Here is a 22,736-nt window from a genome sequence, read left to right as displayed (position 1 = left end):
TGTCGCGCTCGAGTGGGCGCCAGCACCACCTTGTCGATCCTGCCGAAGGGGCCCCGATGCCTACCGCCGAGCGGCTCGTGGACACCACACAGATCGTGTCCGAGTTCGGCACGAGCAAGCCCCGGATCAGCGAGTGGAGCAACAACCCGGACAGCGGTTTCCCCGCGGTCGCGCACACCGAGGGCCGCAAGCGGTTCTGGCGCTACAACGAGGTCGCCGCGTTCTTCACGCAGCGCGCCCCGAAGAAGCGCACACTGCCGGCCGCGGTGCTCGAGGCCGACCAGGACGAGCTGCTGACCAAGCGGGAGGTGGCCCAGCTCCTGGGCTACACCCGCACCTCCACCATCGACGCCTACTTCCGCGACCGGCCCGGCTACTTCCCCGAGCCCGACGAGGACATCGACGGCCCGAGGTGGCGCCGCGGCACGATCGTCGCCTGGACAGCCAACCGCCCCGGCAAGGGCCGGCGCGGATCGGCCCCCGCCGCCGCGCTGCCCCAGGTGCCTGTCGACGGAGACCCCGACGAACTGCTGGGCACGGCCGAAGTCGCAAGCCTGCTCGGCTACGGCAGCGCCGCCTCCTTCTCCAGCGCCCTCTACCAGGGCCGAATCCCCGAACTGCCCGAGCCGGAGACCCTGGAGAAGCAGCAGGGCAGCCGCGGCGGAGCCCGCAAGAAGTGGCGCCGCGCCACCGTCGTCGCCGCAGCCCGCGAACGCGGCGTCCTGCCGACCGCCGACCAGGACGAGGACCTGGTCGGCGCCGCCGAAGCCGCCCGGATCCTCGGATACGGCAACACCGACAGCTTCATCAGCGCCCTCGGCCACGGACTCCTGCCCGACCTCGAACAGCCCGACGGATTCGAGTACCGCCGCGGCAGCGCCGGCCGACCGCGCCAACAGCGCTGGAGACGCTCCCGTGTCGAGGAGCTGGCAGCCCGCCGGTCCTCGACGACCTGACAGCAGCACACCGAACCACACCCCACGGGATACCGTAGGACCGCGGCCTCTGGTTGAAGGGAACGACGAACTCCCGGCGGGCCAGACGCCGCACGATGGCCGGCATGGAGAGGCCAGCCACCTCTCCGCCGCGAAGCCTCACCGCTTCGCGGCACCGGCCATCACCGCGCTCCTGCTGAACCGCTCAGTGGGGGCTGTCTGGTACTGGGCACAGCCCGGGGCACGTGCTCACAACCGGCACCTGCACTTCGCAGGCGGTAATCCGGCTTGCCACGCCCACGGTGAACGGTGCTCGGTCGCTGGTCTTCGACGGTTCGCTCCGGCCGTCAATGAGGAGTCGGCGGTCGGTCCGGGAGCGGGCTCTACGATGGGCCGGTGACCGAGACGCTGCCCCCTGCGGGCATTGCCCTCTTCGACGCTGAACGGCTCTCGCTGACCGAAGCCGCGGAGCCGCCGCTGCCACCCCAGGACGCTGAGGCCCGAGACCGGGTATGGGACATGGCGGTCAAGGCCAACCCCACTCTCTTTGACGGGCCGGTGGTGGCGTGTGGGGGAATGGAATGGTCCGAGCCGGGCATCCTGCGCCTGTCGTGGGTGCGTGTGACCTACCGGCACTACGCCTTGCGGCGCGTTCCCGGCGCCATCGCGCTGCCCTCGTTGTTCGTGAACGTCGTCCAGCCGACTGACGACGGCCGCGTACTGACAGCGAGGATGTCACCCTTGACAGCCGCCCCGGGCCGCTGGCAACTCCCCGGCGGGTCCGTGGAGCCTCCCCAGGCCGGCGCGGTACTGGACGAGGCGGCACTGGCCGGCCAGGCCGCGCGCGAGCTAGCCGAAGAACTGGGAATCGGCACCGCAGCCGAGGAGCTGGAGCTGTGGGTCGTCACTCGCGGAGAGAACGGCAGCGTCGGCCTGACCTACCTGGCCCCCGCCCTTCCCGAGGCAACGCTGCGCGCTCACTTCACTGCTGCTGCGGCAGCCGAGCGTGTCGAGGGCCGCGAAGCTGAACTCGACAACATCGCCTTTGTGCGCTCGCCGGACGAACTGATCGGTCTAAAGGGCCCGCACGCGGATTATCTGGAGCCGATCGTCCGCCGCTTCTACGAACACCGCTGACGTCACGCGCCGGCGAGGAAGTCGCGTCCTCGTTCGTCGAGCTCGGCCACGCATCGCAAGCCCCGGGCCCGGAACCGCGCGAGGTCGCTGCGCATGCGGGCGACCGCCTTGCGGGTGCGGACGGAGCGGACACCGCCCATGTTGTCGATGGCTTTGTGCCACGTAAGGCACGCCTGCTCGATGCTGCCGCGCTTGAGGTGCATCTCCGCGCCCGCGACCAGGTCCAGGGCGACAATGCGTGCGTACGTGTCGGCCGGGCGCGCGGTGGCAGCCAGCGCGTAGTGCTCGGCGGCGGCCCGGTGGTCTCCCACGGTCTCGTGGACCTTGGCGGTGCGGGAGTACACCGATGCGGCCGGCGGGCCCCAGGCCAGTGCCCAGAACGGCACCTCGTCGCCGGGGGCACCGGTCAGCAGGGTGCGGGCATGATCGACCTCAGCCAGCGCCGCACGGTGCTTGCCGATCTTGGCCAGGGTGTGGGCGTGAACGACGCGGAAGAGGGCTTCGGTCTGGGCGTCCACCCGGCCCTTGGCCCGGTTCAGGCCAGTCTCGGCCAGGCCCAGGCAGTGCTCGGGGCGGTGGAGCTTGAGGCCTTGCATGGCCATCGTGCGCATCACGAATCCGTCGTGCCCGCGCAGACCGGATTCGGCGGCCAGGGCGTAGGACTGAAGGTAGTAGCGCTGGGCGAGGCCCTGTTGACCTGCGTCGTAGCTTTTCCAGCCCAGCAGGTGAACGCCGCGGCTGGCGGCGGAGAGCATCTGCTGGCGGACGTCGTCGCTACGGAACCGGGCCCGGCACAGCGGGGCGACGTCGTCGCGGAGGTAGGTGACCAGGGCGCTGCGGCCGTGTTGACCGCCGTGGCGTTCGTCCATTTCGGAGAAGGCATGGATCATGTCGCGGACGGCGGCGACCTCGGCCATGCCGACGGTGGAGCCGCTGCGGGCGGCCGCGGTGCGGGCGGCGATGTCCTGGACGTGGCTGAGGGGCAGGGCGGCGGCGGCCACGGAGTAGGCGGATGCCGACAGGAAGCGGCGGCGGTCCAACTCGTACCTCCACATCGGCAGCAGGGCATCCAGCGGGTCGCTCCCGAGGGACAGTCCGATGGTGTCACTGTCTGGCTCTGCTGGGCAGGGCAGGCCGAGGTCGGCGAGGGTCAGGAGGCGGCCCAGGCGCCGAGAGAGGGCGACTGCGAGGTAGCGGGGCGTGTTGCCGCGGGGCACGGATCCGCTGAGCCAGTGCTCGACGTTGGACTTGTTCGTATGTAAACGGTCGCCGCATTCGGCGGCGACGGCGCGGACTGCCTTGGCTAGCGCCTCGTAGGTGAGCCCGGATTCAGCGACAAGGGCGCTGAGCTGGGTGTTCGGTGTCCGCGTGGTCATGAGCACCTGCCCCGATATACCCGATATACCGCTTGGCCTGCCCCTCACCGTACCGCTGCGTACGGCCCGCAGGTTGACTGTTCATCAGGCCCGAGCCCGGCGGCCGAAGTGCCGCAACAGATCTGCTCCGAGCCCGCGTCTGCACACCGCATGGGATGCCGTATGCCCCGAGGAGGGATTGCCTTGCATGACCAGGACAACCAGGACGACCGCTGGATCGACGCTACGGCGTCGGCTCTGCTGACGGCGGAGTGCAAGCAAATTCCGATCGAAGCTTTGACCGTCCGGCGGCCGGATCTGTCGCTGGAGACGGCCTACCGCGTGCAGGCGGCGGCGGTGGCCCGGCAGGTCGCGGGCGGCGCCCGCGTCGTCGGCCACAAGGCCGGGGTGACCTCTCGGGCCATGCAGGAGCAGATGGGCGTCGACGAGCCGGACTCGGGTGTCCTGCTGGACCACATGATGCTGCCCGCCGGCAGCACCATGGCCCGGTGCGCGCTGATGCAGCCGCGAGTGGAGGCCGAGATCGCGTTCCGGCTCGGTTGCGACCTGACGGGCGGGAACGTGGGCGTCGAGGAGGCGCGGGCGGCGGTGAAGGAGGTGTTCCTCGCCCTGGAAGTGATCGACACCCGATTCACCAGCTGGCGTCTTACGGTCGCTGACAGCATCGCCGACAACGCGTCCTGCGCCCAGGTCGTCACCGGGCCCATGATGCCGCTCAGCGCGGACATGGACCTGGCCGCCGAGCAGTTGGTCGTCAGCGTCGACGGCATTGCCGTCGCCACCGGGGAAGGCCGAGCCGTCCTCGGCCACCCGCTCCACGCTCTGGCCTGGCTCGCCGGGCGGCTGCACCGCTGCGGCGACAAGCTGCGTGCCGGACAGCTGGTCCTGGCCGGGGCCGTGCACGCCAGCCTCCCGCTGGATGCCCGGAGCACGGTCCGCGCCTACTCGCCCCATCTGCCGCCGGTCGCACTGCACGTCCACTAACCCCCTTGGTGCCCGGCGTTCCGCCGTCTTTGCACCTCTCCAGCCCTCTTTCCGTACGAAGGAGCGTCCGATGGCCCCTGATGGACAGCGTCTGCGCGTCGCCGTACTCGGCGCGGGCCTGATCGGGATCGACCTCGCCGACAAGATCCGCCGGTCGGCGGCACTGGAACTGGCCCTGGTGGCAGGCCGTGACCGGAACAGTCTGGGCCTGCGCCGGGCGGCCGACATGGGCCATCCGACCACCGCCGGCGGCATCCGCGCCGTGGTGGAAGCCGGCCCCTTCGATGTGGTCTTCGACGCCAGCAACGCCGACAGCCACGCCGAGCACTGGGCGGCGCTGCGGCCGACCGGCACCACCCTGATCGACCTGACGCCCGCGGACCTCGGCACGGTCATCGTCCCGGGCGTCACCAGCCACCGGTCGGCGGGCCACCGGCACCTGAACCTCGTCAGCTGCGGCGGGCAGGCGGCCATCCCGATCCTGCACGCCATCTCCCAGCGCTGCGCCCCCACCTACATCGAGGTGGTCTCCACCGGGGCGAGCGCGAGCGCCGGCCGGGCCACCCGCCTGAACCTCGACCAGTACATCGCCACCACCTCGGCCGCGATCCGGACCTTCACCGGCACCCGGGAGGCGAAGGTGATGGTCAACCTCAGCCCCGCCCGGCCCGCTCCGCCGTTCCGGGTGGCCATGACCGTCCTCGCGGACGGCATCCGCCCGGCTCCGGTCCGCACGAGCATCGCGGCCGCCGCCCACTCCGTGCGCGCCTACACGCCCGGGTTCAAGGTGACCTCGCTCGCCGTCGCCCCGGGCCGGATCTCGGTCGCGGTGGAGGTGACCGTCTGCGGCGGCCGCCTGCCCCGCCACGCCGGAAGCGTCGACATCATCAACGCCGCCGCCGTCCTCCTCGCCGAGCAGACGGCCGCCGGCTCCCGATGAAGGGAAACCCGCCCATGACCGCACCCCCGCGCCCGCGGCCCCGGATCCTGCTGCACGACCCGACCCTGCGCGACGGCCACCACGCCGTCGGCCACCAGCTCGACGCCGGCCAGCTCCGCGCCTACGCCACCGTCGCGAACGCCGCCAAAGTGCCGGTGGTGGAGGTCGGCCACGGCAACGGGCTGGGCGCCTCCAGCCTCCAGATCGGCCGCGCCCGGCTGGATGACGCCACGATGCTCACCACCGTCCGCGAGGCCCTCACCTCGTCACGGATGGGCGTCTTCATGGCCCCCGGCTGGGGAACCTCCCGCGACCTGGCGGCCGCCGTCCACCACGGCGCCGACGTCGTACGGATCGCCGCCCACTGCACCGAGGCCGACGTCACCGAGCGCCACCTCGGCGTCGTCCGCGACCTCGGAGCCGAAGCCCAGGGCGTCCTGCTCATGAGCCACATGACCGGCCCGGGCGAACTCGCCGAACAGTGTGCCCTGATGGTCAAGTTCGGCGCCCAGGCGGTCGGCATCATGGACTCCGCGGGCCACTACCTCCCGGGCGACGTCACCGAGCGCGTCAACGCCATCGTCTCCGCCGTCGACGTACCGGTGATCTTCCACGGCCACAACAACCTGGGTCTGGCGGTGGCGAACAGCGTGGCCGCCGTGGACGCCGGGGCGTCGGTCATCGACGCGACGGCCCGGGGGTTCGGTGCCGGGGCCGGCAACGCCCCGCTCGAAGTCCTCGTGGCCGTCCTGGAACGCCACGGCCTCGCCACCGGAATCGGCTTGCGCCAGATCCTGGCCGCCGCCGACATCGCCGCCGACCGCCTCATGAAGGCCCCACCGTCCATCGACTCGATCGCCGTGGCCAGCGGCCTGGCCGGGGTGTTCTCCGGCTTCAAGCGGCCCGTCCTGGAATCCGCCCGCTCCGAAGACGTCGACCCCGTCGACCTGTTCCTCGCCCTTGGCAAGCGGCAGGTCGTCGCCGGACAGGAAGACCTGATCGGCGAGGTCGCCCGTCAGCTCAAGGCAGCCACCCGATGACCGCCTCACCCCCGCAGGCCGAGCGGGCGGCCGTCGTCTGCACGATCGGTGCAGCGCTGCCCCCGCGCACCGTCTCGAACGCCGACCTGACCGCGCGCCTGGACACCACGGACGAGTGGATCCGCTCGCGGACCGGCATCACCCGGCGGCATGTGGCCGGGGCGGACCTGTCCACGACCGACCTCGCCGTGCGGGCCTCCGCCCAGGCCCTCGCCGACGACGGACCGGCCCCGGTGGAGGCTCTGGTGGTGGCCACGACCACCCCGGACCAGTGCTGCCCGGCCACCGCCCCCGCCGTCGCCACCCGGCTCGGACTGACCGGCATCCCCGCCTTCGACATCGCGGCTGGCTGCACCGGATTCCTCTACGGCCTGGCCACCGCAGCCGGGCTCATCGCCGCCGGCACCGTACGGACCGTCCTGGTCGTCGGCGCCGACCGCCTCGCCGCCCTTCCCGACCCCGGGGACCGCGCGACTGTCCCGCTGTTCGGGGATGGCGCCGGAGCCGTGGTGCTGCGCCGCGGCAGCGCGGACGAGGCGGGGGCACTCGGGCCAGTGGTGCTGGGCAGCGACGGCAGCGGCGCCGCCCTGATCCGCGCCTCCCGGCCCGGCGCCCTGCACATGGACGGAGCTGCCGTCTTCCGACATGCCGTCGACCGCATGTCCACCGCCTCCCGCCAGGCCGCCACCGCCGCGGGATGGGACCTCACAGAGGTCGACCGCCTGGCCCCGCACCAGGCCAACAGTCGCATCACCTCCTTCGTTGCCCGCCGGCTCGGCATCCCCGACGGCCGCCGGCTCGGCAACATCGCCGAGGTCGGCAACACCGGCGCCGCGTCCATCCCCCTGCTCTTGGCCCAAGCCGCCGCCGACGGCCGCCTGGAGCCCGGCCACCGCACCCTGCTCACGGCATTCGGTGCCGGACTGACCTGGGGCGCCGCAACGCTCACCTGGCCCGGCCTCATCCCTCCCCCACCTCCCGGAAGGAGCCGGACATGACCGGTGACCTGATCCGCATCCTGATCCACGACCTCCAACTGCCCGCCGACCGGCTCACCGACGACGCCACCCTTGACCACGCCGGATTCGACTCCCTGGCCGTCGTGGAGCTCTCCGTTCTCCTGACCGACCGCTACGGCCTCGACATCAGCGACAGCGACATCAAGGACGCCGCCACCCTCGGCCAGCTCGACCACCTCATCACCACCCAGCGCAACGGAAGGTGACCACCCCTATGACCAGCACCAGCCGCCAGCCCGAACGGGCCTGGATCATCACCCCCGGCCTGCACCTGGACCGCTTCGCCAGCGCGCAGAAGTCCGGCGCCTCCGTCGCCGTCGTCGACATCGAGGACTCCGTCGCCCCGGCCGACAAGCAGACCGCCCGCACCGCCTCCGAGGCGTTCTTCGCCCTCCCCGACCCGCCATGCACCCTCGGCATCCGGATGAACAGCCTCACGACACTCGACGGCATCAAGGACCTCACCGCCCTCGCCGCCTACACCGCCCGGCCCGACCTCATCGTGATCCCCAAAGTGGAATCCGACCGCGACATCGCACTCGTCGCCGCCGCGCTCGACACCGACGCCTACACCCCCGACATCTGGGCGCTGATCGAAAGCCCCCGGGCTTTCACCACCCTGCCCGCGATCATGCGCGCGCCCCGGCTCGGCGGCGTCATCTTCGGCTCCGCCGACTACGCCGCCTCCGTCCGCTGCGGTCTGGGCTGGGAAGCTCTCCACTACGCCCGCTCGGCCCTCATCAACGCGGCCACCGCCGCGAACCTCCCCGCCATCGACGCCCCCACCTGGAACCTCAACGACCCCGACCTCCTGCGCCGCGACGCCGAGCGGGCCAAGGAACTCGGCTTCTACGGCAAGGGCTGCGTCCACCCCCGCCATGTCCGGGTGATCAACGACGTCTTCACCCCCACCGCCGACGAAATCACCCAGGCCCGCGCCATCGTCGCCGCCGCCGACGCCAGCGGTGGAACGGTGACCACCGTCGACGGGCAGATGCGCGGCACCCCCTTCTTCAACCGCGCCCGCGCACTGGTCGCCGAAGCGGACCGCACGTCATGACCTCCGAACCGCCCCACGGCTACCGCCAGACCGGTAAGGACCGGATCCGCGAGAACGTCGGGCTCTCCTACCCCGAACTCTCCCCCGGTCTGATCATCGAGCACCGGCCCGGCCGGACCGTCACCGAACTCGACAACCTCCTCGGCGCCGCCCTGAGCGGCAACGTCGCCCCCATCCACACCGACGCCCACTACAGCAGCCAAACCCCGTGGGGCCGCATCCTGGTCTGCTCCGGCGTCACCCTCAACCTCGTGGCCGGCATGACCGTCCGCAGCATCAGCGGCCTGACCACCGCCAACCTCGCCGTCGACCGGGTGCGATTCACCGCGCCCGTCCACATCGGCGACACCCTCTACGCCGAAACGAAGATCGTCACCCGCCGCACCTCCGAGAGCCGTCCCGACACCGGGGTCATCACCTGCCACACGACCGCCCACAACCAGGCGGACACCACCGTCCTGGACTTCACCCGCACCTTCCTCCTCCCCCTGGACGCCGACACTGCCCGCGACGCCACCCGCTACTGAAGGCGGACCATGAACCAGCAACTGGCCTTCACCCCCGCCGACGAGACCCTGTGGGAGCAGTACGACCAGCTCGCCACCCGCGCCTACGGTCACCCGATCGGGGACATCACTCACCTGCGCGAGCACGCCGACCTTCAGGTCGCCGTCCGCGGCGGCCGGGTCGTCGCCGGCGGCCTCGGCCTCCTCGTCGACCAGTTCTTCGGCGGCGCCCTCGTCCCCAGCGCCTGCCTCGGCGACGGCTGCGTCGCCCCCGAAGAACGCGGCGACCACCTGGCCACCGACATGACCCGCGAACGACTGCGCCCCCTGATCGAGCGCGGGGCAGTGATCTCCGCGATCGTGACCTCCTCCACCGGCTACGCCCGCCGCCTCGGCTGGGAAGCCCCCACCGGCGTACTCGCCTGGACGGTAACCACCGACGACCTCAAACGCTCCTTCACAGGCGAAGACTTCGAGGCCGAGCACGGACTGACCGACCAAGCCGAAGCCCTCCAACGTGACCTCGCCCGCCAGTGGAACGGCCCTGTCCACCGCCCGACTTGGTGGAACCGGTGGAAGCAGGACAAGAGCAACCTCACCACCTACCGCTTCGCCCGGCCCGGCCACCCCACCGCCGGCCTGCTCAGCCTCACCACCAAACGACACGAACGCCACGGCATGACCCTGACCGTCCACGACTTCTGGGCCACAAGCCAGCCCACCGCCGCCGCCATGCTCGCCTTCCTCGGCCGCCACAACACCCGCGCCCGCACCATCACCTTTCGCCGCGGTGCCCTCCCCCCGTACCCCACACTCCTGCACGGACTCCGCCACCACCGCACCACCGCCGAAGCATGGCACCCCTGGATGCTCCGCATCCTGAACCTCCCCGAGGCCATCCGGCTCCGCGGCTGGCCCAGCGACCTCACCACCGCCCTACCGGTCGAAATCGAGAGCGAGCACGGCCAGTGGGACCGGTGGATGCTGCAGATCAAAGCCGGAGCGGGCGAGATCGTCGCCACACAGGTCGAGGGACAAGTGCTCCTCACACAGCGCCAGCTCGCGGTCTGGTACGCCGGCGGCTACCGGTCCACCACGTCGGCCCGCATGGCCGGAGTCCACGCCGTATCGGAGAAGGCGCTCGCCACCCTGGTCCGCAGCACGGCACAGCTCGAACCCTGGCTGCCCGACCACTTTTAGCCCCTGCCGGGCGGACAGGTAGAGGAAAAGCAGAGCCCGCCCGTGCTCGGCCACGGTCGCGATACTGGCCACCATGACCAGCACTCCGAAAAAGCGACGGCACCGTGGATCGACTACTGCAAGACCGCTGAGCTGCCCATGATCGAAGCAGCTACCTCCACCACCTGGGGTGCGACCGTGCCGCCTCATGCGCGCGGTCGGCGATCCGCTGCCAGACATGCGTGCTCAGGTCGTGTCCTCGTCCCGAGAGGTCCGTTATCCGGGGCATGAAGACGAATGTGATCAAGGCAGGAACGGTGCTGGCCTCGCTGCTCCTGGCCGTGGGCGGCAGCGCCGGCACCGCGGGCGCCGCCGCAGTACTGAAGCCGCGGGCCTGCAACACCGACGGCGCTGCCGCGCAGCTCCACGTCACGGCCCGCGCGGTGCATCTGCGGTCCGGCAAGGGCACCTCACACACCTCGCGTGCGCTCCTGACGCGTGGCACCGACTTTTACGCGGAGTGCTGGGGCCGGGCCTCGGGCCGCACCTGGTGGGCGTACGGCAAGGTCATGTCGGGGCCGCACAACGGCGAGCGAGGCTGGGTGAGCGGGGACCACGTGGCAACCGGCTACCGGCACTGAGGGGCCGTCTCGTCGCTGCCCATGGTCAGGTGCCGAACAGTGCCACGGTGTCCGGGGACATGTCGGCGCGGGTGCGGTGCAGGCGTACCGGGTGGCGCCACCGGCCGGCGGCGTCGCGGGCAACATCCGCCATCACTTCCACCACGGCGTCAGGCTGGACGAGCGTGCCATTCAGGGCGTCGCGTGAGCACACCCGGCGGTGAACGTACGTCCCACCCACGGGTGCTTCTCCTTCGCCGGCCTCATCAGTGTTGCGAGTGAGGCGGAGGCGGTACAGGCGAGCAGGGTTGTCCGGCCTGGCTGCCTTGGCTCACCCGACGCTCCGGCCGGCGCATCGCCGATAGCCGGACTCTTCGCCATCCGCCACAGGGCTACCGTCGAGTCAGTCTTTCAGCCAGGCATTCAGGTGCCGTGCCGCCGCGGCAAGGTCGGATGGCGCGTCGGCTCCCAGCTCCTGGATGCACTCCGCCAGGTCGTCAGCCCTCTGCCGGAGAGGATGCAAAGGATGCCCGGCGGCCTCGGGTGCGTGAGCCTTCAACGGTGAAGCGGGAAGGTCCGGGGCCAGGGAGCCCGCGCGCGCCTGGGCGAGCAGGTCGAGCGCCTCGCTGCTGTAGTGGGCAGCTTGATCACGCAGCAAGGACTGAAGGGCGATACGCCGCTCTTCTTGTTCGACTTGTTCGACCGTGTCCTGCTCGGCGTCTTCTGCCGCCTGTACGGTCTGGTCGTAGTGTTCCAGGCGGCGGATCCGATCGGTGATCGCATTCCTTGCTGCGTCGAGGGTCTGAGAAGGGGCGCTCGGCAGTGCGCCCGTACCGGCGCTGTCGGCCTGCCTCTTCAGCGAGGTGACCTTGGCAGACAACTCGGCATGAGACCAGAGCAGCTGCGTGAGAGCCCACACCTCGTCCCGCACGGTGGCGCGTGCCATCTCATCACGAATGGTGGCGGCCATCAGACGATCGAGGATCTCCTGATACGGCTCCCACTGCTGTGACCGCGGTGGCTTGTTGACGATGCGGTAGCCGCCGCGGTGACGAGCGGCAGCCCGGTACCCGTCCTGGTAGCACAGCCACCTGTAGGAGTCCCCCTGCTCACGGCGTTGGGTGGCCGGCCTGCCCATCGGGGCCTGTCGGGAACGGGTCCTTGTGCAGGCGGGAGCAGCTCCGGCGGCACGCCGGCGATGAGCGCGGCGTCCTCGGCAGGTACGTGCGGGTCGATCACTACCTGAAGGACATCGTCGGCTTGGGACACGGCGGCTGCGTCCTGAGGCGCAGGCGCGGGATCGTCGTCGGCGCTGGTCTGCGAGTGCTGGTCCCGCGCGCCGGGCAGCTGATGGCGCTGGCGCCACAGAGACTTCAGGCCGCTCCACGAGCAGTCCGCTCTCGAGAAGGGCCCTCGCCCCTTCGGTGCGCGGCCGCGGTCGGCGGCGCCGGTGGAGAACGTGTCCGTCACAGGGAGCTTCCTTCCAGATGGTCGATGAGGGTGGAGGCGCACGTGGTGCAGCGGCCGTCGCCGTCGGGGTCGGCGCGGCGAGGCGTCGGGCCCGGGCAGGTACGGCACGTCGGCCAGCCCAGGCAGGCAGGGCAGAGGTCCTGGCCGCGGACGGTGCCTGGGACGCCGCAGCCGGCGCATTCGACAAGGGCCCGGTAGGTCAGGGCTTCGGTGACGGTGCGGGCGGCGGGCACCGTGGACGACCGCTCGGGCGTCGGGGAAACGGGTGGTTCGTCGTCCCGGACGTCGCCGGGGCAGTGCCGGCTGGTGAGGGTGGCGGGTGGTGGGTAGGCCTGGGCCGCGCGCAGGCGGGCGGCGATGATCGCGCCGACGCTGGTACGCACCGGGGCCGGCAAGGGGCGTCCGGCGATGACGTGGCGCAGCTGGGCGCTGGTCCAGCCGGACTCCAGCATCACGGTCACGACGCGGCCCTGATCGGTCAGCGCCTTCCCCGTCAGCAGCAGCTCGGGCTGAGCAGCTCCAATCTGCAGCAGCAGCTGGATCCCGGGATGCATCTCATCGGCCGCAGGTACGGGCGGGATCGCCGGCGAGGTGTCGGGCTCCGAAGGCGCCGCGGGCGAGCTGTCCGGCGAGGACGCTGCTGCGTCCGGTCGGCCCGTCCGCGGGGAGAGGGCCGAGGCGGCGGCGCGGTCGCGGGGACGGAGGGGGTTGGTCTTCTGCTTGGTGGTCTTCTTTCTGTTGGTCTTCTTAGTGCCGGGATCAGCCAACGTAGGTTTATCCAGTCTTGGAAAACCCGACTTTGGCTGTGACCTGGGGTTTTGTGGGTCGGGCAGATCGGTGATGACGTACAGTGCCTGGCCGAGCGTTCCGTTGGGGCTCCGCTCGCGAGTGCGGTGAAGGAATCCGTGCTGCTCCAGCTGCTTGAGCCCGGTGGTGACCGCGTCGACGCCTTCACGGCCGCGGCGCACGAGTTCCGCGACGGTGACCTGCCAGCCGTCCCGGTGGGTGCTGATGTATCCGAAGATGCCCTTCGCCTTGAAGCTCAGTCGGCCGTCACGAAACAGCGCGTTGGAGATCTGGGTGAACTGATCGCCTGCCATCACGCCCCGCCGGATCCCCGCGCCGGACCTCCTGGTGGACCCGGCCTCCGGGACCGTGATCACCGAGTCGGCTCCGGGGAGCGCGATGTCCAGGACGGCGGGGTGGTCGGTGATGCAGTAGACGCTCTCGCCGAGGGTGCCGTCGGGGCGGCGCAGGCGCTCACGGATCAGGTAGCCGTGCTCCTCCAGTTCCTTCAGGCCGGCGCGTACCGCTTCCCGGCCATCGGGGCCCAGGCGGACAAGATCGGCGATCGTCACCTGCCAGCCGCTGCGGTGCGTGCTGACGTACCCGAAGATCCCTTTCGCCTTGTAGGACAGCCGGCCGTCACGGAACAGACCGTTGGCGATCTGGGTGAACTGATCTCCCGCCATCACCCCACGCTGGATCCCCGCACCGAAGCCGCTCACCGCGGCTGCCTGCACGCCGGGTACACGCGGCCACCGTGGTCCTGCAGCCGGACCACGACAACGATCCGACCCCGGCCACAGGAAGAGGAGACGCACGCAAGATCCATGACGGCTAGCCCACCGGCCACCCCCGACCAGACAGACGACCACAATCCCCGACCACCGGTCACGATCCGACAACAGGCGTGCTGAACAACGTGGTCGACCCCATGGTCGGCCCAACCATGGGGCCTTCCCAGCGCGGCAGGGATGCAGGTCGTGGACTGACGCATCGCCCGGTTGGGCTACAGTCCGCGCGCATGGGGACCCTAGACACGAGCATCGCAGCGGCGTCGGCCGCGCTGAGCGGCATTGCGGCCTTCGCTGCCTGGCGGGCATCGAAGCAGGCCAATGCCACGGCCTCATCGGTAGCTCAGATCGAGCGGGACCGTTGGCACCAGGAACTGACTCCTCAGCTCCGTTTGAAGCTGGAGGAGCAGCAGAACATGCTCTACGTCCGCTTCGAGGGGCCGGCCAGACTCGGCAAGGTCCGGGTGCGGCTTACTGTCCGGGACGACTTCGACCGGTCGCGGGTGCCCCCTCTCGCGGGTGGTCCCACGCCGGAACAGATCGCGGCGATCATCTGGGGCCCATACCGGTTTCAACCCGGTATCGACGGCGCCGACCATCTCGGACGCACCGTCGCACCGTTCCCGCTCGAGGTGAGCGACCACACTCGTCTGGCCATGCAGCCCTCACGGCAACCGTCCTGGTACGAAGGCAACGATGGCTGGAGCCGCTGGTACACCCAGTACAGAGACGCCCGTATTCGGCTGTGGGCTGACTGCGAGGTCGAGGGACATAAGCCCTGGCGGCTGAGCTTCGAGGTCCCCCGAGACGGCACGTGGGCCCAGACCGACCAACTGGTCGGCACCTGACCCTCACGACCAGGACGCGACGCTAACCCGCGTCCTCCACGGTGCCGTCCCCTGGGAGCACACCCTGGCTTCCCCGACCAGGCAGGCGGCCACGACCCCCGACTACCCGCCACGAAACCTCGACCTGCCTACTGACCAGCCATGGTCGGGCCGACCAAGAGGCCTTCCCCGCCCCCGACCAGGCAGGCCGCCACGCCCCCGGCCACCCGCCACGAAACCGCAGCCCGCGCACTGAGCAGCCATGGCCGGATCCATGGTCGGGCCGACCAAGAGACCCTTCGCGCGCAGCGGCGAGTGTGCACACTCGCCGCTGCGCAACGCTCTTGACGCTCAATGTGCAGGTGGCTGCGCAATGCGTGGGGGGTTCTGCACAGGCGGCATGCGCGGGCAGTGTGCACAGCGGGGATGCACAGTCGCCGCGGGCTGCACAGTCGGTCTGCTGGTACGCAGCCGAGGGCCGCTCCCGGGTCTTGCCGGGTGCCGACGCGCGCTTCTTCGCTCCCCGCCGCTGTGGTGGCTGGGATGCCGGTGCGGACCTGTGGCGGCCGTGGTCGGGCCCATGGTCGGGGTCGTGGTCGGGCCGACCACAGGATCCGTGACCTGTTCGTGTTCGTGGTCGGGGTTGTGTGGTCAGTGGTCGGGTCGGGGCTGACGGATTTCCTCAAGGTCAGCAACAACCGTTCCTGACCTGGGAGTTTCACCATGCCTCCTGGCAAGAAGACCTCACGGAGCGAGGCCGTCCCCGCGATCGCTGCGGGAGTCGAGCTGGAGAAGATGCGGCGCCGCGTGCGCCTGTCGCGCCTGGCGCTGTTCACCGCGATCGCGGCCGGCCCCATCGCCCTGGCCGTCGTGGTGGCCTCTGGTCCGGCCACCGCCGAAGCTGCCGCCCCCCGCCAGCCGCTCCCGGTGCGCACGGCGGCGGTCGCGGCCGACCCCGCGGGCTATGCGCAGGTGTTCATCGACGCGTGGCTGCGCAGCAGCGCGGACGAGGCGGGCAGTGCGCAGGCTCGTCTTGCGCAGTCCCTCGCACCGGACGTCGCGCTGCCGGACCCGGCCGGCGGTGCGCAGTCCAGGCTCCGGTCGGTGACCGCTGTGCGCAGTGTGCAGCGCGACGGGGACGCCTGGGCGGTGACGGTGGCTGCGCAGTACGCCGACGGCACGGTGCGCTACTTCGCCCTCCCCGTGGCCACCGACCGGACAGGTGCGTCATTCGCGGTGGCCGGTGCTCCGGGGGTGGTGGCCGGTCCGGCCCGGGCCACGGTGTCCGCGTCCCCGTACACGGTGAGCGTTCCTTCCGAAGCTTCCTTGTCGTCGACGGCCGGTGAGTTCCTCGGCGCCTACCTCACCGGCACCGGAGGGGTCGACCGCTACCTCGCGCCCGGCGTGAAACTCACGCCCGTCTCCCCCGCCCCCTACCGGGCGGTCACGGTCCGCGAGGTGTCGGCTGTCGAGGAGGCCGCGGCCGCTGGGGAGGTGCCGGCCGACGGGACGAAGGTCCACGTCCTGGTGCAGGCCGAGGCGCGTGATGACGCCGGCCGGTGGCCGCTGGCGTACGAGCTCGCGCTCACGGCCCGCTCCGGCCGGTGGGATGTCGCCGCGCTGGAGGCCGGGACCGCTGTGGCCGGGGGTGCTCGGTGAGCACGGTGCACAGCGTGATCCTCGCCGGTGAGCTGGACGACCTGGGCGACTCGTGGATCGACATGCTTCAGGGCTGGGCGTCCGCAGGGCTGCAGACGGGTCTGCTCGCGCTCGTCGTTGTCGTCATGATCCAGAGATTCAGTCTCAAGGCCGGCCTCGGTGCGCTGCTGCTGATGATCATCGTGCTGGGGTTGTACAACGCCCGCGAGGATCTCGCGGACATGATCGAGGACGAGGTCAAGAACCCCACAAAGGGGGCGCCCGCTGTCCCCGGCGTCGTGCACGGTGCTGATCCCGTCGTACGGGAGCATTCCGCTGGGACGGGAGGCCGGCTGTGAGCGCGGCCCCTGCTGCGGGGCGGGTCGGGCGCTTCTACACCGCCGCTCGGCGCCACCCCTGGGTGCTGGGCAAGGTCGCAGACTGGAGGATTCCGCTCGGCCCCTACACCCCGGCACAAATCGCCGTCGCCGTCGGCGGCGGGTTCCTTGTGGTGAAGACCATCAGCTGGTGGTCGTGGATGGGCCCGGCACCCGTCGTGGCCTGGGTGCTGGCCGTGTGGGCGGTACGCCGACCCAAGGTCAAAGGCCGCGCGCCGCTGCAGGCGGCGCTGGGCTGGCTGCTCCTGGCCTGGCAGCCGCAAGGCGGCCGGACGGGCGGGAGGGCCGCCCGCGACCGGGCCGCCCGCCCTGTACTGGGCGGCTTCACCGTCGAGGGAGCTTGTCCGGCTGTTCCTGCGTCGGTGCGGCAGCGCGCCGCCGAGCCGGTTGCCGACCGCAGGGTGCCCCGGGTCCGGGAAGGCCGCGCGCCCGTCCGTGGGCCGTCGACGAGGCAGGGCCGGCCGCCGACGCGGCCTGCGTCGGCGTCGGCCGCGCCGGTGTCGGGTGTGCAGCAGCTGCTGGCCCGCGTCCAGGAGACGGGGGGAGTGCGGTGAGGGTTCCGGTCCGTCACATCGCCGGCCACCTGGTCTGGTCGACGCAGGGCAGCGTGTGGGCTGTGTACCGCGTGCACCCGGGTCCGGGTACGCGGGAGCAGCACGAGGGGCAGGCAGAGGAGGAGACCGTTCAGGGCACCTACGTGCCCGCCGCGGTCCGTGACGAGCAGCTCGCCAAGGTCACGCATCTGGTGCGGTCGTTGTCCGGGGCGCCGCGGTTGTTCGGGCTGTGCGCGCAGGTCGATCCCGGCGAGGTCGCCCTGAGGATGATCGAGGGTATCGAGCCCGCCGGGCAGGTTCCGGGCGACGGTGCGCATCCGTGGGTGGAGAACGTCGAGGCGACTCTGGATCTGCTGGACGGCCAGGAGATGCACCGCCGCACTCTGTGGCTGGCGGTGCCCCTGCAGAACGAGGCCGCGGGCGCGCAGGTGGCCGCGTCGCTGGGAGCGATGTGGGCAGAGGTCGCACCCGTGCTCGGTATGCGGGCCGCGCCCGTGGCGCGCCGTGAGGTGAGCGCGTACCGCGAGCAGGCGTCGCGGGTGGAGGCCGCGCTCGCCGGCGGGATCGCGTTGCGTCCGGCGCGTCCGGCGGAGATCATGTGGATGGTCCAGCACGCCCTGCACCGCGGCCTGGCGGAGCCGCTGTTGAGCGACGCCGAGGCCAGCGATCTGTACGGCGGGCACGTGCAGGGCGGGGTGCTGTGTTCCCCGAGTTACGCCGATCTCGGCCAGGCCCGCCTGCAGGAGGGCGGCATCGAGCCCGGTCTGGATGACGCCGACGAGCTCAAGGGCGCGGGCCGTATCACGCGGTCGGGCCGCACCGCGTGGTGGCGCCTGCAGGCCGGCTCTCCTCTCCGGCGGAGGTGGCTGCAGGTCGAGTCCGACGCCGGGGTGGGCTACCAGGCGCAGCTCGCCTTGGCCGAGTGCCCGCCGGCGGTCGGTGCGCAGGCCGCGGATCTGTTCGCTCAGCTGGAGATGCTCGACTTCCCCGTCGACTACACCGTCGACCTCACCCTCGTGCCGGCGGAGAAGGCGCGGGACCAGGTGCGGCGCAAGAAGAACGAGCTGATCGACCAGGCCGACCAGTACGACGCCCGGCCCACCGGCATGCCCGCCTCCCTCACCGACGCCGCCCGTGACCTGGGTGAGCTGGACGCCCGCCTGTCCCGCACGTCCGTGGAGGTGGAGGTGCAATCGGTGACAGTGCTGACGGTGTGGGGGCCGACCGCCGCCGTCTGCGACGCCCGCGCCCGGGCGCTGACCGCGCTGCTCAGCGGCGCCGACTACCGGGTGGTGCGCCCCGCCGGACTGCAGGAAGCGCTGTTCACCCTGGGACTGCCGGGGACCGCGCGGCCGGGCGTGCTGCGGGAGTTCACCCAGCACCAGGTCTCCGAGGACTGGGCCCTGTCCGGGGCCTTCACGGTCAGCGAGGTCGGTGATCCGAACGGGATGTTCCTGGGCCTGGACCTGGACTGCGGCACCACACGTCCCGTGATGATCAACGTCCCGGACGCGCCCAAGCAGGACGCGTCGGCGTCGATGGGCATCGTCGGGGACCTGGGCGCGGGCAAGAGTGTGCTGCAGAAGCTGATCGCGGAGGCCGTGTGGGCGCGCGGCGGCTGCGCGATCTGCATCGACCGCACCCCGGTGCGCGAGTGGGCCACCTTCGCCCGCAGCGCCGCCAAGGGCCGGGTGCAGATCGTCGACGCCGCACGGGCCGAGGTGTCCATCGATCCGCTGCGGATGTTCGACGGGCCACAGGGCCGCCACTACGCCCTGTCCTACCTCACCCTCCAGCTGGGCATCGGCCCGATGAGCACCAGCGGCGAGGTCCTCCACCATGCGGTCGAGCGGGCCGCCGCCGGCGACAAGCCGTCCATGCACCGCGTGCTGGAAGTCCTCGAGGAGATGAGCGAAAGCGAGGCGGGCAAGCGGCAGGACGCGGCCGCCACCCTCGCCGGCCTCATCCGCGTGGTCGCCGGGAACTCCCTGGCCCGGATGGTGTTCGACCCCACGCTGCCGCCGGTCAGGCTGGACGCCTCCAGCGCCTCCGACATGATCGTGATCACCACGGCCGGCCTGAAGCTGCCGCCCAAGGCCGCGTTCAACAACCCCGAGGTCCTGCACCAGCAGCCGCTGGAAGCCCTGATCGGCCGCGCGGTGCTGTATCTGATCGCCGCGCTCGCCCGGCAGACCGCGTTCGAGGACCCCGAGCGGTTCACCGCCGTCGTCCTGGACGAGCTGTACTGGCTCACGTCGTCTGCTGAGGGGACCGCCCTCGTACACGAGATCCTCCACGACGGGCGCAAGCACGGTGCCGGGCTCCTGGCGGGCTCGCACGACGCCGAGGAACTAGGCCCGGACCGTGGCCTGATGGCCTACCGGGCGCTCGCCCGTACTGCCGACCGTGAGCGGGCGCGCCGTGGCCTGGAGTTCGTCGGCCTTGATCCCACCGACAAGGAACTGGTGCGGCTGGTGACCACGGGCCTGTCCCCCGTCGGCCGCAAGGGCCGGGAGGGCGAGTTCCTGCTGACCTGCCCGCGACAGAACACCGGACGGGTCAAGACCGTCATCCCTCGCATCGAACGCATCGCCGCGTCCATCACCACCACCCCGGGACATCGCAGCACCCAGGCCACAGCCGCAGCGGCCGATGTGCCACAACCGTCGGCCGCATCTGCCGATGTGAAGAGCGGGCAGGTCTGACCATGGCACGTCGTCCCAGCCCCGGCACGCTCCGTTCCGCCGCCATCACGGTGCTGCTCGCCGTCGTTTTCGTGATGGTCAACAGCCAGGTCGTGTACGCGGCCGGCAGCAACAGCGAGACCGGAGACCTCCTGGCGCCGCTGAACATCACCTCCTCCGAGGGGGTGCCGATCGACGGGTACGAGCTGAACGCCGAAGGCGGCTCCATCGTCGCCTTCAAGACCCAGGCCCTGGCGTTCGCCCTGTCGGGGCTGTTCACCCTGATCCGGCTGCTGGTCGGTCTCGCCGGGTGGGCGATCGAGGTGGCGTTCCGGTTCCCGCTGCTGAAGATCCTCACGCGCCCGGCGCAGAAGGCCGCCGACACGTACAACGATGTGGTCGTCGAACAGCTCGGGCTGAAGGGCCTGCTGCTGGCATGGGCGTTCGTCTTCGCCGGGTTCATGATCGTGCGTGGTCGGGTGGGCCGCGGGCTGGGCGAGATCTTCCTGACCCTGCTGATCGCAGGGTTCGCGGCCTCCGCGTTCGTCCGCCCGGACACTCTACTCGCCGAGGACGGCCCGCTGGGGCAGTCGCAGCAGGTCGCTGTCGAGGTCGCCCAGCAGAGCGTCAATGCCTACGACTGGGGCGGCAAGCTCGCCAGCAAGGGCCCGTGTGCCGACCTGGCCGGCATGCGGGAGGTCAAGTGCCTGGAACGGAAGGGTGAGCGCCCCGCCACCGCCGCAGAGGTGGCCCGCCCGCTGCAGGACTCGGTCACCAACGCATTGATCGTCAAGCCCTACATGCTGCTCCAGTACGGGCGGATCCTCGACCCTGCCAAAGACTCGGACCGCAAGGCCTATGCGGTCCATCTGAAATGGATCACCGGCGGGTACAAGGCCGGCGCCAAGAAGGTGGACGAAGACAAGGAGAACAAGAAGGACCCCTGCGATCTGATCAAGGGCGACGCGAAGAGGTACTGCGAGCGCGGCGACGACGCCTCCGGGGACGACGGCGACCTGCCGGAGCTCACCCCGGGCGGTGCACTGCTGGACGCCTCCCAGGCGATCGTCACCGAAGAGGACAGGGAGTTCTACACCTTCCTGAAGGACATGAAGAAGGCCGGCGACGTCGGCAAGGCGTGCGCCGCCTACGCCGAGAAGCCCACCTGGTGGCGAGTCGGGGGCGCCGTCCTGCTGCTGATCGCCGCGCTGTTCATCTGCGGCATGCTGCTGAGCAGCGCGGTCGTCCTGCTGGGCACGCAGGGCATCTGTGCCGCCGCCGCAGCCGTCGGCGGTGTCACCTTCGTTGCGGGCATGCTGCCCGGGCCCGCGCGCCAGTCGGTGTGGAAGTGGCTGTCGCTGTGGGGCATCGCCATGCTCGCCCTGGTCGGCATCTGCGCATTCATCCCGTTCTTCGGCATCGCCGTTGACGCCACCATCACCGAGGGCCCGGACCTGATGGTGGAGCGGATTCTGCTCATCGACGTGCTGGCCATCGCCGGCGCGGCCGGGCACCGCAGGCTGCTGACCGGGATCTCGTCGTTGGGCCGGCGCATGGCCATGCGGATGCGGTACGCCAAGGTCGGCGGCACTCACATGCCCGGCGACACGTCCGAACTCGGTGCGGCGCTGGCCATGAACTCCCCGGGCGCTCTGGGCGGCGGGCTGCGTGCGTTCACCGGCGGCGGGGGTGGCCGGTTCGGGATGCTCGGGACCCGCCAGCGGCTGATGGGCGCCCTCATCTCTGTGTTCGACGGCGCAGGCATGCCCGTCGACACCGGGCGCATGCTCGCCGACGCCACCGCCGAAGCGGGGCGCGGCCTCGCCCCGCTCTCCGCGGCCGCCGCCGTCGGCGGGGCAGGGGCACGGCTCGGCGCCAAGGGCTCGCACTGGCTGCTCATCGGCCGGCGACCGGACCGGGAGCAGCTGGCCCGGTGGCGTAAGCCCACCGCTGAGGGCGGGCCGGAAGAGAGCGCCCCGCACGGCGGGCCGGGCGACGGAGCCGGTGGCGTGACAAGCGGCGGAGGGCCGCGTCGTCCCGGTGGTCCGCCTGACCGCTACCGCGGCGAGGACGGCCAGGTCGTCGACCGTCGCACCGGCGAGGTGCTGCACGACCAGAACAGCGACCGGACCCTGCTGTCGACGCGCGCGCACAACCGGCTGGTCCGCTTCCGGGGCTACCGCATCCTGAACCGCAGCGGCCGCACCGCCTACGGGGCAACGGCCGGTCTGCCAGAGAACGTCCGCCGCCTGCGAGAGGGCCGCTCGCGCTACTCCCAGGACGCCCGCCAGCAGGTGCGGGTGTGGGGCAACACGGTCCGAGAAGACAGCCGGGCCTGGGCCGACACGGGCCGTCATGTCTCTCGCGTCCTTCGGGAGAACACCGACGACCGCGGCGGGCCCGCCCCGTTTACTGGTCGTCGTCTGCCGGCCGCCGCCCCCGCAGCTGCCGCGCAGCGCCCGACCGCGTCCCACCGGCCGGCGGCCCGTACGGCACCGCCCACAGCACGCAGCGACGCGGCAGCAACCGGTGGGCCGACGGCGCGAGTGGACAGGACCGGCGGCGGCTTATCCGCTGCGGCTGACGGCGCAGCGACCCCGCCGGTCCTTGCCGGGGGCAGCCGGGCGGGCCACGCCGCACGCGACGAGGCGCGGCTTCGTATGCAGGAGCTGATGCGCCGGACCGAGCCCGAGGCCGAGCGGCTGCGCCGACAGCGGGCGCAACAGCGTGACGAGGACGGTGAGGACGAGTGAGGCCGACTGGGCGCCGCAGGGCCCGGTGGGGGTGCGTGG

General features: G+C 71.3%; 20 protein-coding genes. 17 read left to right on the top strand and 3 right to left on the bottom strand.

Going from position 1 to position 22,736, the window contains the following annotated elements; genetic code table 11:
* The first annotated feature begins 56 nt into the window (after window positions 1-56).
* Window positions 57-956 carry a helix-turn-helix transcriptional regulator gene (locus ACZ6IM_RS37310; RefSeq protein WP_052842473.1) on the top strand — a complete coding sequence of 300 codons (900 nt, stop codon included), beginning with the start codon at window positions 57-59 and terminating at the stop codon, window positions 954-956.
* A 375-nt stretch (window positions 957-1,331) separates the two neighbouring features.
* Window positions 1,332-2,072, top strand: coding sequence for an NUDIX hydrolase (locus ACZ6IM_RS37305; protein WP_398918151.1), 741 nt, complete (start codon window positions 1,332-1,334; stop codon window positions 2,070-2,072).
* 2 nt (window positions 2,073-2,074) lie between these two features.
* On the opposite strand, the gene ACZ6IM_RS37300 is transcribed toward ACZ6IM_RS37305, so the two are convergent.
* Window positions 2,075-3,448: a hypothetical protein gene (locus ACZ6IM_RS37300; RefSeq protein WP_052842472.1), complete on the bottom strand. Its 1,374-nt coding sequence runs from the start codon at window positions 3,446-3,448 to the stop codon at window positions 2,075-2,077.
* 183 nt (window positions 3,449-3,631) lie between these two features.
* Between ACZ6IM_RS37300 and ACZ6IM_RS37295 the strand changes: the two genes are divergently transcribed.
* From ACZ6IM_RS37295 to ACZ6IM_RS37255, 9 genes are all read left to right on the top strand, one after another.
* A complete protein-coding gene (locus ACZ6IM_RS37295) occupies window positions 3,632-4,432 on the top strand; it encodes a 2-keto-4-pentenoate hydratase (RefSeq protein WP_398918149.1) in 801 nt (266 codons plus the stop codon).
* 70 nt (window positions 4,433-4,502) lie between these two features.
* A complete protein-coding gene (locus ACZ6IM_RS37290; protein WP_052842471.1) occupies window positions 4,503-5,372 on the top strand; it encodes an acetylating acetaldehyde dehydrogenase in 870 nt (289 codons plus the stop codon).
* Between the two features lie 14 nt (window positions 5,373-5,386).
* Window positions 5,387-6,412, top strand: coding sequence for a 4-hydroxy-2-oxovalerate aldolase (gene dmpG / locus ACZ6IM_RS37285; RefSeq protein ID WP_461712097.1), 1,026 nt, complete (start codon window positions 5,387-5,389; stop codon window positions 6,410-6,412).
* Window positions 6,409-7,410, top strand: a complete 1,002-nt coding sequence (locus ACZ6IM_RS37280) for a beta-ketoacyl-ACP synthase III (RefSeq protein ID WP_461712096.1) — start codon at window positions 6,409-6,411, stop codon at window positions 7,408-7,410. The genes dmpG and ACZ6IM_RS37280 overlap by 4 nt, the downstream gene beginning before the upstream one ends.
* Entirely contained in the window at window positions 7,407-7,637 is a 231-nt protein-coding gene (locus ACZ6IM_RS37275; RefSeq protein WP_461712095.1) for an acyl carrier protein, read from the top strand. Before ACZ6IM_RS37280 ends, ACZ6IM_RS37275 begins: the two co-directional genes overlap by 4 nt.
* A gap of 8 nt (window positions 7,638-7,645) precedes the next feature.
* A complete protein-coding gene (locus ACZ6IM_RS37270; protein ID WP_461712094.1) occupies window positions 7,646-8,491 on the top strand; it encodes an HpcH/HpaI aldolase/citrate lyase family protein in 846 nt (281 codons plus the stop codon).
* Window positions 8,488-9,018, top strand: coding sequence for a MaoC family dehydratase (locus tag ACZ6IM_RS37265; RefSeq protein WP_469563029.1), 531 nt, complete (start codon window positions 8,488-8,490; stop codon window positions 9,016-9,018). The genes ACZ6IM_RS37270 and ACZ6IM_RS37265 overlap by 4 nt, the downstream gene beginning before the upstream one ends.
* Window positions 9,019-9,027: 9 nt before the next feature.
* Window positions 9,028-10,197 (top strand): GNAT family N-acetyltransferase, encoded by a 1,170-nt coding sequence (locus ACZ6IM_RS37260; protein WP_469563026.1) that lies wholly within the window; start codon window positions 9,028-9,030, stop codon window positions 10,195-10,197.
* A 266-nt stretch (window positions 10,198-10,463) separates the two neighbouring features.
* The gene (locus tag ACZ6IM_RS37255) at window positions 10,464-10,817 is read left to right on the top strand and encodes an SH3 domain-containing protein (RefSeq protein ID WP_398918143.1); all 354 of its coding nucleotides are present in this window, start codon (window positions 10,464-10,466) and stop codon (window positions 10,815-10,817) included.
* A 382-nt stretch (window positions 10,818-11,199) separates the two neighbouring features.
* On the opposite strand, the gene ACZ6IM_RS37250 is transcribed toward ACZ6IM_RS37255, so the two are convergent.
* Window positions 11,200-11,766, bottom strand: coding sequence for a hypothetical protein (locus ACZ6IM_RS37250; RefSeq protein WP_398918140.1), 567 nt, complete (start codon window positions 11,764-11,766; stop codon window positions 11,200-11,202).
* 496 nt (window positions 11,767-12,262) lie between these two features.
* Window positions 12,263-13,738: a hypothetical protein gene (locus ACZ6IM_RS37245; protein WP_469563022.1), complete on the bottom strand. Its 1,476-nt coding sequence runs from the start codon at window positions 13,736-13,738 to the stop codon at window positions 12,263-12,265.
* A gap of 335 nt (window positions 13,739-14,073) precedes the next feature.
* Between ACZ6IM_RS37245 and ACZ6IM_RS37240 the strand changes: the two genes are divergently transcribed.
* The 6 genes from ACZ6IM_RS37240 to ACZ6IM_RS37215 all read left to right on the top strand — a co-directional run bounded on the left by ACZ6IM_RS37240 (window position 14,074) and on the right by ACZ6IM_RS37215 (window position 22,697).
* Window positions 14,074-14,691, top strand: a complete 618-nt coding sequence (locus ACZ6IM_RS37240; RefSeq protein ID WP_398918138.1) for a hypothetical protein — start codon at window positions 14,074-14,076, stop codon at window positions 14,689-14,691.
* 702 nt (window positions 14,692-15,393) lie between these two features.
* On the top strand, window positions 15,394-16,329 hold the full coding sequence (locus ACZ6IM_RS37235) for a conjugal transfer protein (RefSeq protein ID WP_398918136.1): 936 nt from the start codon (window positions 15,394-15,396) through the stop codon (window positions 16,327-16,329).
* Window positions 16,326-16,667, top strand: coding sequence for a hypothetical protein (locus tag ACZ6IM_RS37230; protein ID WP_398918134.1), 342 nt, complete (start codon window positions 16,326-16,328; stop codon window positions 16,665-16,667). The genes ACZ6IM_RS37235 and ACZ6IM_RS37230 overlap by 4 nt, the downstream gene beginning before the upstream one ends.
* Entirely contained in the window at window positions 16,664-17,260 is a 597-nt protein-coding gene (locus ACZ6IM_RS37225; RefSeq protein WP_398918132.1) for a hypothetical protein, read from the top strand. The genes ACZ6IM_RS37230 and ACZ6IM_RS37225 overlap by 4 nt, the downstream gene beginning before the upstream one ends.
* Window positions 17,257-19,965 carry an ATP-binding protein gene (locus tag ACZ6IM_RS37220; protein WP_398918130.1) on the top strand — a complete coding sequence of 903 codons (2,709 nt, stop codon included), beginning with the start codon at window positions 17,257-17,259 and terminating at the stop codon, window positions 19,963-19,965. Before ACZ6IM_RS37225 ends, ACZ6IM_RS37220 begins: the two co-directional genes overlap by 4 nt.
* Window positions 19,966-19,967: 2 nt before the next feature.
* Window positions 19,968-22,697: a hypothetical protein gene (locus tag ACZ6IM_RS37215; RefSeq protein ID WP_398918129.1), complete on the top strand. Its 2,730-nt coding sequence runs from the start codon at window positions 19,968-19,970 to the stop codon at window positions 22,695-22,697.
* The last annotated feature ends 39 nt before the right edge of the window (window positions 22,698-22,736 follow it).

The sequence above is a fragment of the Streptomyces sp. NPDC042336 genome (assembly GCF_055581985.1).
Note: the sequence above shows the minus strand (reverse complement) of the source record. Positions and strands in the feature narration are given on the sequence as shown.

What these genes read in the sequence shown, in the direction of transcription:
- ACZ6IM_RS37290 (WP_052842471.1), top strand. Translation starts at nt 4,503, where the DNA reads ATGGCCCCTGATGGACAGCGTCTGCGCGTCGCCGTACTCGGCGCGGGC.
- ACZ6IM_RS37270 (WP_461712094.1), top strand. Translation starts at nt 7,646, where the DNA reads ATGACCAGCACCAGCCGCCAGCCCGAACGGGCCTGGATCATCACCCCC.
- ACZ6IM_RS37265 (WP_469563029.1), top strand. Translation starts at nt 8,488, where the DNA reads ATGACCTCCGAACCGCCCCACGGCTACCGCCAGACCGGTAAGGACCGG.
- ACZ6IM_RS37235 (WP_398918136.1), top strand. Translation starts at nt 15,394, where the DNA reads ATGCCTCCTGGCAAGAAGACCTCACGGAGCGAGGCCGTCCCCGCGATC.
- ACZ6IM_RS37280 (WP_461712096.1), top strand. Translation starts at nt 6,409, where the DNA reads ATGACCGCCTCACCCCCGCAGGCCGAGCGGGCGGCCGTCGTCTGCACG.
- ACZ6IM_RS37240 (WP_398918138.1), top strand. Translation starts at nt 14,074, where the DNA reads ATGGGGACCCTAGACACGAGCATCGCAGCGGCGTCGGCCGCGCTGAGC.
- ACZ6IM_RS37255 (WP_398918143.1), top strand. Translation starts at nt 10,464, where the DNA reads ATGAAGACGAATGTGATCAAGGCAGGAACGGTGCTGGCCTCGCTGCTC.
- ACZ6IM_RS37310 (WP_052842473.1), top strand. Translation starts at nt 57, where the DNA reads ATGCCTACCGCCGAGCGGCTCGTGGACACCACACAGATCGTGTCCGAG.
- dmpG (WP_461712097.1), top strand. Translation starts at nt 5,387, where the DNA reads ATGACCGCACCCCCGCGCCCGCGGCCCCGGATCCTGCTGCACGACCCG.
- ACZ6IM_RS37250 (WP_398918140.1), bottom strand. Translation starts at nt 11,766, where the DNA reads ATGGCCGCCACCATTCGTGATGAGATGGCACGCGCCACCGTGCGGGAC.
- ACZ6IM_RS37245 (WP_469563022.1), bottom strand. Translation starts at nt 13,738, where the DNA reads ATGGCGGGAGATCAGTTCACCCAGATCGCCAACGGTCTGTTCCGTGAC.
- ACZ6IM_RS37215 (WP_398918129.1), top strand. Translation starts at nt 19,968, where the DNA reads ATGGCACGTCGTCCCAGCCCCGGCACGCTCCGTTCCGCCGCCATCACG.
- ACZ6IM_RS37300 (WP_052842472.1), bottom strand. Translation starts at nt 3,448, where the DNA reads ATGACCACGCGGACACCGAACACCCAGCTCAGCGCCCTTGTCGCTGAA.
- ACZ6IM_RS37260 (WP_469563026.1), top strand. Translation starts at nt 9,028, where the DNA reads ATGAACCAGCAACTGGCCTTCACCCCCGCCGACGAGACCCTGTGGGAG.
- ACZ6IM_RS37275 (WP_461712095.1), top strand. Translation starts at nt 7,407, where the DNA reads ATGACCGGTGACCTGATCCGCATCCTGATCCACGACCTCCAACTGCCC.